The sequence below is a fragment of the Deltaproteobacteria bacterium genome (assembly GCA_019309045.1).
Taxonomy (GTDB): domain Bacteria; phylum Desulfobacterota; class Syntrophobacteria; order BM002; family BM002; genus JAFDGZ01.
The window spans coordinates 1-6,972 of record JAFDGZ010000117.1; the positions used below are offsets into that span (position 1 = coordinate 1).

Genomic DNA, 6,972 nt, shown 5'->3' on the forward strand with positions numbered 1-6,972 from the left:
GGCAAAGATCCTTTGCAGTACTGGCCATCGGTGAGAGCGCTGGCTGCCTCGACCCATGCTGTATACGAATATTTTGCCACCTGGTGGTACAGGATTTCCGGGAAGGTGTGAGCGAGAGTTGCCGGTTGACAGTTATCAGTTATTGGATATTCGGTTGATGGCAAAATGAAAGTGCACCTGTAGCCAATATCGTCAACCAGGCGTGACAGGAGATTGCAGACACGGCAGCGAGCTGGTAGCCGCAGGCTTTAGCCTGCGTTGTCCTGTGTTGCTGTCTATTTCGGCAAGCGATTGCGCCATTGTAATGCTGGCCGATGGCTCAGCCTTCAGGTTAGCCGCCGGCAATCGGCTAGTGCAAGGGGTGCACTTTCATTCTGCCATCAACCTTTACAAGGTATTCGGGGGGTGCTATTTTCTCAGATCTTGCAGTTGGAATATAGAAGTGTGGCAATGACAGGGTGGCCTGAAATTAGCAAGAGAAAATTCGGCGCCCTGATATCAGTCCGGCTCAGGATCACAGAGCATCAGGCAACGAGGGCAGCAAAGCGCGAATTGAGCAGATGGGGAGCTGCTGTATGAACGGCTCAGTTTTTCAGAATATGGCTGGGGGATCCTGTGGCACTGGGAAATAGGAGGAACTCGACAGCCATGGGTTTGGCTGGTCGTCCATTGATAAAAGGGAGGGTGCCATCTGGGAGGCTGGCATTCGTCCTTGTGGTAATTTTGACGTTCTGGGCAATGGCTGGCACTGCCGCAGCGCTCACCCGGGGAGAAGAGAACACTATTCGCGTTTTCGAAGAAGTTTCCGCCGGTGTAGTCAACATAACCACCATTGCCATTGACAGGGATTTCTTTTTCAACCCGGTGCCCACAGAGGGCAGTGGTTCAGGAGTGATCGTCGATGACAGGGGATACATAGTCACCAGCTTCCATGTGGTGGGTGGCAAGGAGGACCTGGAGGTCACCCTGGGGGATGGCAGCAAGTGGAAGGCGCGGCTGGTGGGAAGCTCGGTGGAGAACGACCTGGCAGTAATCAAGATCGATTCGCCCCCGAAGCTGCTCAAACCCCTGTCCCTCGGCCGTTCGAGCAAGGTGAAAGTGGGCCAGAAAGTGCTGGCCGTTGGCAATCCTTTCGGCCTGGGCCACACCTTGACTACCGGCACGGTCAGTTCGGTGGGCAGGGATATTCGCATCAATCGGCGCACTGTAATCCGCCACGTTATTCAAACGGATGCTGCCATAAACCCGGGCAACTCCGGGGGGCCCCTGATCAATTCTGACGGAGAGGTCATTGGCATCAACACCGCCATTTTCAGTCCCACTGGCAGCAGCGTGGGCATAGGCTTTGCCATTCCTGCTGATACTGTCCGCAAGCTGCTGCCAGGGCTGGTATCCATCTGGCCGCGGATCCTGAGCTGGGTACTTGCTATACTGCTAGTGGCCCTGTTCATCTGGTGGTTCTGGAGGAAGCTGGAGCGGCCCAGTGGTGAGTTCGAGCAGTTTTCAGACAGGAAAGACTGACTCTGCAATCAGAGCGCAGAGCACAGAGAACGGTGAGATATGAAGCTACACACCAAGTGCAGGATATGCATAATGGCCTTGCTGCTTTGCTGGCTGGGCTGTGTCGGCTATGGTCTGGCAGAGACCGAAGACGAAGAAAACAACATCACCATATACCAGAATGCTGCTCCCGCAGTGGTAAACATTACCAGCATTTCTCTGGAGAGAGACTTTTTCCTCAATATTGTTCCCAGGCGGGGGGCAGGATCCGGCGCTATTATTGACAAGAGAGGGTACATACTGACGAACAACCACGTGATCGAAGACGCCCAGCGGCTCGAGGTTACCCTGGCGGACGGCAGCAAGCTGCCCGGCAAGCTGGTGGGCGCTGATCCTGACAGCGACCTGGCTGTAATCCAGATCAAAGCAGGCACACGAGGACTTCCCACAATCCCCCTGGGCGACTCCAGCACTCTCCGGGTGGGGCAGAAAGTGCTCGCCATCGGCAATCCCTTCGGCCTCGGGCAGACGCTCACTACGGGTGTGATCAGCTCCATAGGCAGAACATTGAGGGCGCGCAACGGCCTGCTGATGGAGAATATCATTCAGACCGACGCCTCCATAAATCCTGGCAATTCAGGCGGTCCGCTGCTCGATTCCAGCGGCAGATTGATCGGCATCAACACAGCGATTTTCAGTCCAACAGGAGCTTCCGTGGGCATAGGCTTCGCAATTCCAGTGAATACTGCCAAGCGGATTGTGCCGGAGCTGATCGCCAGAGGCTACTATGCCTATCCCTGGATCGGTGCCACCATTACCACGCTTCTTCCCGGAGACGCCCGGGCCCTGGGGCTGCAGGTGGATAAAGGAGCGCTCATTGTGGATCTGGTGCAGGGCGGGCCCGCCTACAAAGCGGGCTTGCAGGGAGGCGACAGAAAGGTTCGGGTGGGCAACCGCATATTCATTGCCGGCGGCGATGTGGTGGTTGCCGCAGACGGCGAGCCGGTGGCAACAGCAGACGATCTCATACAGCGAATCAGAGCCAAGCGGCCCGGCACTGTAATACGTCTGGAAGTCTACCGGGGCGGCATTTACCGGCAAATAGTGGATGTTCTGTTAGAAGAAAGGCCCAGCACGCGCTGATCCTGGCGGCATACTGTTGGATTGAGGCAAAGCTGCTAGCGCCGGACAGGTATCGTAAACTGTTCTCGGGCCGGTGCTGAGAGCGTCCCTGCGAAAAGGTCGGGCAGCCACCTGTTATAAAATTCATCAGCTGCCCGAGGGATCGATATTGTGCCTGAACTGCCCGAAGTGGAGGTAATCAGACGGGGCTTGCTGCCGCACCTGCTGCAAAAGAAGGTGACCAGGGTTGTGAGCTGCAACCGTAAGCTCCGCTTCCCAGTGCCGCGAAAAGGTCTCACCTGTTTTGTACAGGGCAGCCGGGTGACAGCTGTTGACCGAAGAGCCAAGTACCTTCTCTTCGCCATGGACAGCGGTGCTCTCATGGTGGTTCACCTTGGGATGACCGGGCGGCTCATATTGATGCCTGCAGGCAGCGCCAGATCTGTTCACGATCACCTGCGCTTTTTTCTGGACAGCGGCAAGGAGCTTCGTTTCAATGACGTGCGCCGCTTCGGATCCGTACGGCTGCTGCAGCCGGGACACGACAATGGCGCACGGGTGTTTGCCGGCCTGGGTCCAGAACCACTGGGCAGGGACTTTTCACCGGAATACCTCTATCGCTATACCCGGGGCAAGAGCAAGCCATTGAAAAACTTGCTCATGGACAGCAGGGCAGTGGTGGGCATCGGCAACATTTATGCAAATGAGATCCTCTTTGCTGCTGGCTTATCTCCAGAGCGCCCGGCTGGCACACTGTCGCGGCAGGGATGCCAGCGGCTGGTGCAGAGCTGCCGTCATGTGCTGCTGCGGGCTATAGAGTGCGGCGGCACTACCATTGCAGACTTTGTCAACAGCAGTGGGAGTCCGGGCTACTTCCAGGCTGAATTGCAGGTTTATGGCCGCAAGGACGAAGCCTGTCTCCGGTGCGGTGCGGCAATTATCCGCCAGAGTCTGGCTGGCCGGGCCACCTTTTCCTGCCCGCACTGCCAGCGGTAACTGCGTGGCCAGCACAGTGAAATGGCCAGGCAGCCGCCCCTGTTTGCTCCAGGGGACCCGGGAACAGCAGCCACACTCTGCTGCCGAGGTCGCATAATTGCCATGAGCAGAAAACTATCGAGCAAAAAGGCCTTTTCCCTGTGGGTGGCTCTTGTGCTGCTGGCTGGCGTGGCCAGCGGCTCCCTGTTGGGGCTTTATCTGGGGTTGTCGCATGATCTGCCCAGCATTCAGAAACTGGAAAACTTTCAGCCCAGTGCTGTGACCAGAGTTTTTTCTGCGGACGGACAGGAGATCGCCGAGTTTTTTGTAGAGAAGCGTGTTCCAGTGCCGCTCGACCGGATACCTGCCTATTTGAAAGACGCAGTGATTGCCACGGAGGATCGGCGCTTCTATCAGCATGCCGGCCTCGACTGGCGGGGTATTCTGCGAGCAGTATGCAAAGACATCCTGTCCATGCGCCTCAAACAAGGCGGCAGCACCATCACCCAGCAGCTTGCCAAGATCCTCTTTCTCAATCCTGAAAAGACCCTGACAAGAAAACTCAAGGAAGCAATCCTGGCCCTGCAGATCGAGCGGCGCTACCGTAAAGACGAAATTCTGGCACTCTATCTGAACCAGATTTACCTTGGCAGCGGCGCCTATGGAGTGGAGGCTGCGGCAAACACCTATTTTGGCAAGCACGTCTGGCAGCTGGATCTGGCCGAGTGCGCCCTGATTGCTGGTCTGCCTCGGGCCCCCAATCGCTACTCGCCGCTTCTTCACCCAGACAGGGCTATGCAGCGAAGGGCTGCGGTGCTCAAGAATCTGCTGCACACAGGATATATCACTGCAGAGCAGTACTCTGCAGCATCAGCAAAACCGCTGCAGCTCGCTGCCGAGCAGAACACCGGCAACAGAGCGCCCTACTTCGTCTCCTATCTCAGACCAAAGCTGGAGAAGATCCTCGGGGAAAACCTCCTCTATAGAGGCGGACTCAGAGTTTCCACCACCTTGCGGGCAGACTGGCAGCAGGCGGCGCGCAGCGCTCTCGAGAGCGGCCTCGAGGTTGTGGATCGCCGCCATCCCGAGAGCAGAGAGCAGGTGGAGGGGGCCATAATCGTCCTCGATGTCCACACCGGCATGATTCGCGCCATGGTAGGCGGCCGCAGCCATGACCGGAGCAAGTTCAACAGGGCCGTACAGGCCAAGCGTCAGCCCGGCTCCGCCTTCAAGCCGATTATTTATGCCTACGCCCTGGAGCACGGCTACACGCAAGCCAGCCGCATCTGGGATGCCCCCATATCCTATCCTCAGAAGAACGGCGGCCGCTGGCAGCCGCAAAACTACTCCGGCACCTACGAGGGCGAAATTACCCTGCGCCGGGCCCTGGAGATTTCCCAGAACATTGTAGCCATCAAGCTGCTGGAGCGACTGGGAGTGAATCCCGTGATCGATTTTGCACACCGCCTGGGCATCAAAAGCAATTTGCAGCCGAACCTCTCCCTGGCTCTGGGCACTTCGGAGGTGAGTCTGTTGGAGCTCGTTTCAGCCTACCAGGCCTTTGCCAATGGCGGCATCTGGATCGAGCCTGCCGGGATAACCGCAGTGGTTGACTCCCACAACCGACCAGTGTGGCAGAACGTTCCCAACAGTTCGGCGGTTCTCACTCAGGAGGCTGCCTATATTCTGACGGATATGCTCAGAGGCGTAATAAAAAGAGGCACTGGCAGAGCAGCAGCCAGACTGCCCTGGCCTCTGGCTGGCAAAACCGGCACCACTGAGGCCAACCGCGATGCTCTTTTTGTGGGCTACTCTCCCCAGGTGGCGGTGGGAGTCTGGGTGGGCTACGACAGCAGCAAGAGTCTGGGACGAGGAGAGACCGGGGCCAGGGCCGCACTCCCTATCTGGAAAAAGGTGATGCGTGCTATTCTGCCGCAGACCGAGAGGAGAGATTTTGAACGACCGGACACGGTGATCCTGGTGCAAATGGATGAAAAGACTGGCAAGCGCGCCACGCAGCAGTGCAGGGATGCAGTCACCGCTGCCTTTGTGAAAGGAACAGAACCAGGCGAGTATTGTGAAGAGGGCAGTGAGACCAGTGGCGGCAAATTTTACTAGCAGTCAGGGCGGCAAGACCCGGGGGATCGCTTCCGCGGCGGCAGCCAGGCCGGAGCATGATTGGTGAAACAACGGGAAAGAAACGAGTGTGCCGTATGAAGGAGAATTCTGCCAGCTATACTGTGGGCGTCCTGTCGGATACGCACGGGTCTCTGCGGCCCGAGGTGCTGAAAATCTTTCGAGAGGTTGACATGATCGTCCACGCTGGTGACATTGGCAGTATCGAAGTGATCGAGGGGTTGCGCAAGGTGGCTCCGGTGGTTGCCGTGCGGGGGAACATGGACTATCAAAGATGGGCCGATTCTCTGCCGGTCAGTGAACTGGTAGAGCTGGGAGAGGTTTTGCTCTATGTGCTGCACGACAGAGCACTGCTTGATCTGGACCCGGCTGCTGCTGGCATCAGCGCCGTGATCAGCGGACACACTCACAGGGCGGCAGTGGAGCAGCGTGGCGGGGTGCTCTATGTTAATCCCGGTACTGCCGGGCCTTTCAGGGGACCAACCTCGGTTGCTCTTCTGCGCATAACAGGCAAGCAAGTGCAGGCGCAGGTGATGCGACTCGACCAGGAAGACTCCTCTGTCCGCAAAAGGGGTGGGTCTCTAAAATAGGGTGGAGCGCCTCAGCGCCAGAGGCTCCAGCAGAGGCTGAACCACACCGGGGCATACAGGAAAAGGTCTGCCAGCAAGATCTCGAGGCGCCGGGGCCGAATGGCGGGGAGTAACGGTGGCAGAGAAGGAAACAGATCCCAGGGGAGTTGACCCCGTGGAAATTCCCATTGACGGCATTCTGGACCTGCATACTTTTTTGCCTGCCGAGGTGAAATCACTGGTGCCCGAGTATCTGCGGGCCTGCAGGCAAGAGGGCATTTTTCAGGTCCGCATAATCCACGGCAAGGGGACCGGTCAGTTGCGCAGAACAGTGCACGCCATACTCGGTCGGCTGCCGGAGGTTGCAGATTTTCGTCTGGCTGAGGGGGGCGCCGGCGGCTGGGGTGCCACCGTGGTTTCTTTGCGGCCTTTTTCCGAAAAAGAAGCCGATTGACGTGGCCGCCAGCCGAAACGGGCATCGCAGCCCTGGCCGCAGCCAATAATCGTGGCAGCGGCATCTTGCCGCGAACGTGAACGGGGCACAGCAACGATGGAAAAGCCGAATAACCTCGCCGAGCACCGAAACGGGCCTCGTAACCCTGGCCGTAGCCGAGTTCCCAAGGCGGAGGTGCTTGGCAGGAAGGCCTGCTCCGCAAAGAACATAGTCGCG

The 6,972-nt window shown here is 57.9% G+C and carries 6 protein-coding genes; all 6 read left to right on the plus strand.

The genetic code is table 11. The features are described 5' to 3' along the window. The first annotated feature begins 648 nt into the window (after nt 1-648). The 6 genes from JRI89_15890 (at nt 649) to JRI89_15915 (ending at nt 6,756) form a co-directional block, all read left to right on the plus strand. On the plus strand, nt 649-1,521 hold the full coding sequence (locus JRI89_15890; protein MBW2072720.1) for a trypsin-like peptidase domain-containing protein: 873 nt from the start codon (nt 649-651) through the stop codon (nt 1,519-1,521). 39 nt (nt 1,522-1,560) lie between these two features. Then, nucleotides 1,561-2,643: a trypsin-like peptidase domain-containing protein gene (locus tag JRI89_15895; protein MBW2072721.1), complete on the plus strand. Its 1,083-nt coding sequence runs from the start codon at nt 1,561-1,563 to the stop codon at nt 2,641-2,643. Nucleotides 2,644-2,793: 150 nt separating this feature from the next. Further along, the gene (mutM, locus tag JRI89_15900) at nt 2,794-3,618 is read left to right on the plus strand and encodes a bifunctional DNA-formamidopyrimidine glycosylase/DNA-(apurinic or apyrimidinic site) lyase (protein MBW2072722.1); all 825 of its coding nucleotides are present in this window, start codon (nt 2,794-2,796) and stop codon (nt 3,616-3,618) included. A 21-nt stretch (nt 3,619-3,639) separates the two neighbouring features. Further along, nucleotides 3,640-5,715, plus strand: coding sequence for a PBP1A family penicillin-binding protein (locus tag JRI89_15905; GenBank protein MBW2072723.1), 2,076 nt, complete (start codon nt 3,640-3,642; stop codon nt 5,713-5,715). 95 nt (nt 5,716-5,810) lie between these two features. Next, complete coding sequence (locus JRI89_15910) at nt 5,811-6,323, plus strand: metallophosphoesterase family protein (GenBank protein ID MBW2072724.1); 513 nt, start codon at nt 5,811-5,813, stop codon at nt 6,321-6,323. 115 nt (nt 6,324-6,438) lie between these two features. Beyond that, nucleotides 6,439-6,756, plus strand: a complete 318-nt coding sequence (locus JRI89_15915; GenBank protein MBW2072725.1) for a Smr/MutS family protein — start codon at nt 6,439-6,441, stop codon at nt 6,754-6,756. The last annotated feature ends 216 nt before the right edge of the window (nt 6,757-6,972 follow it).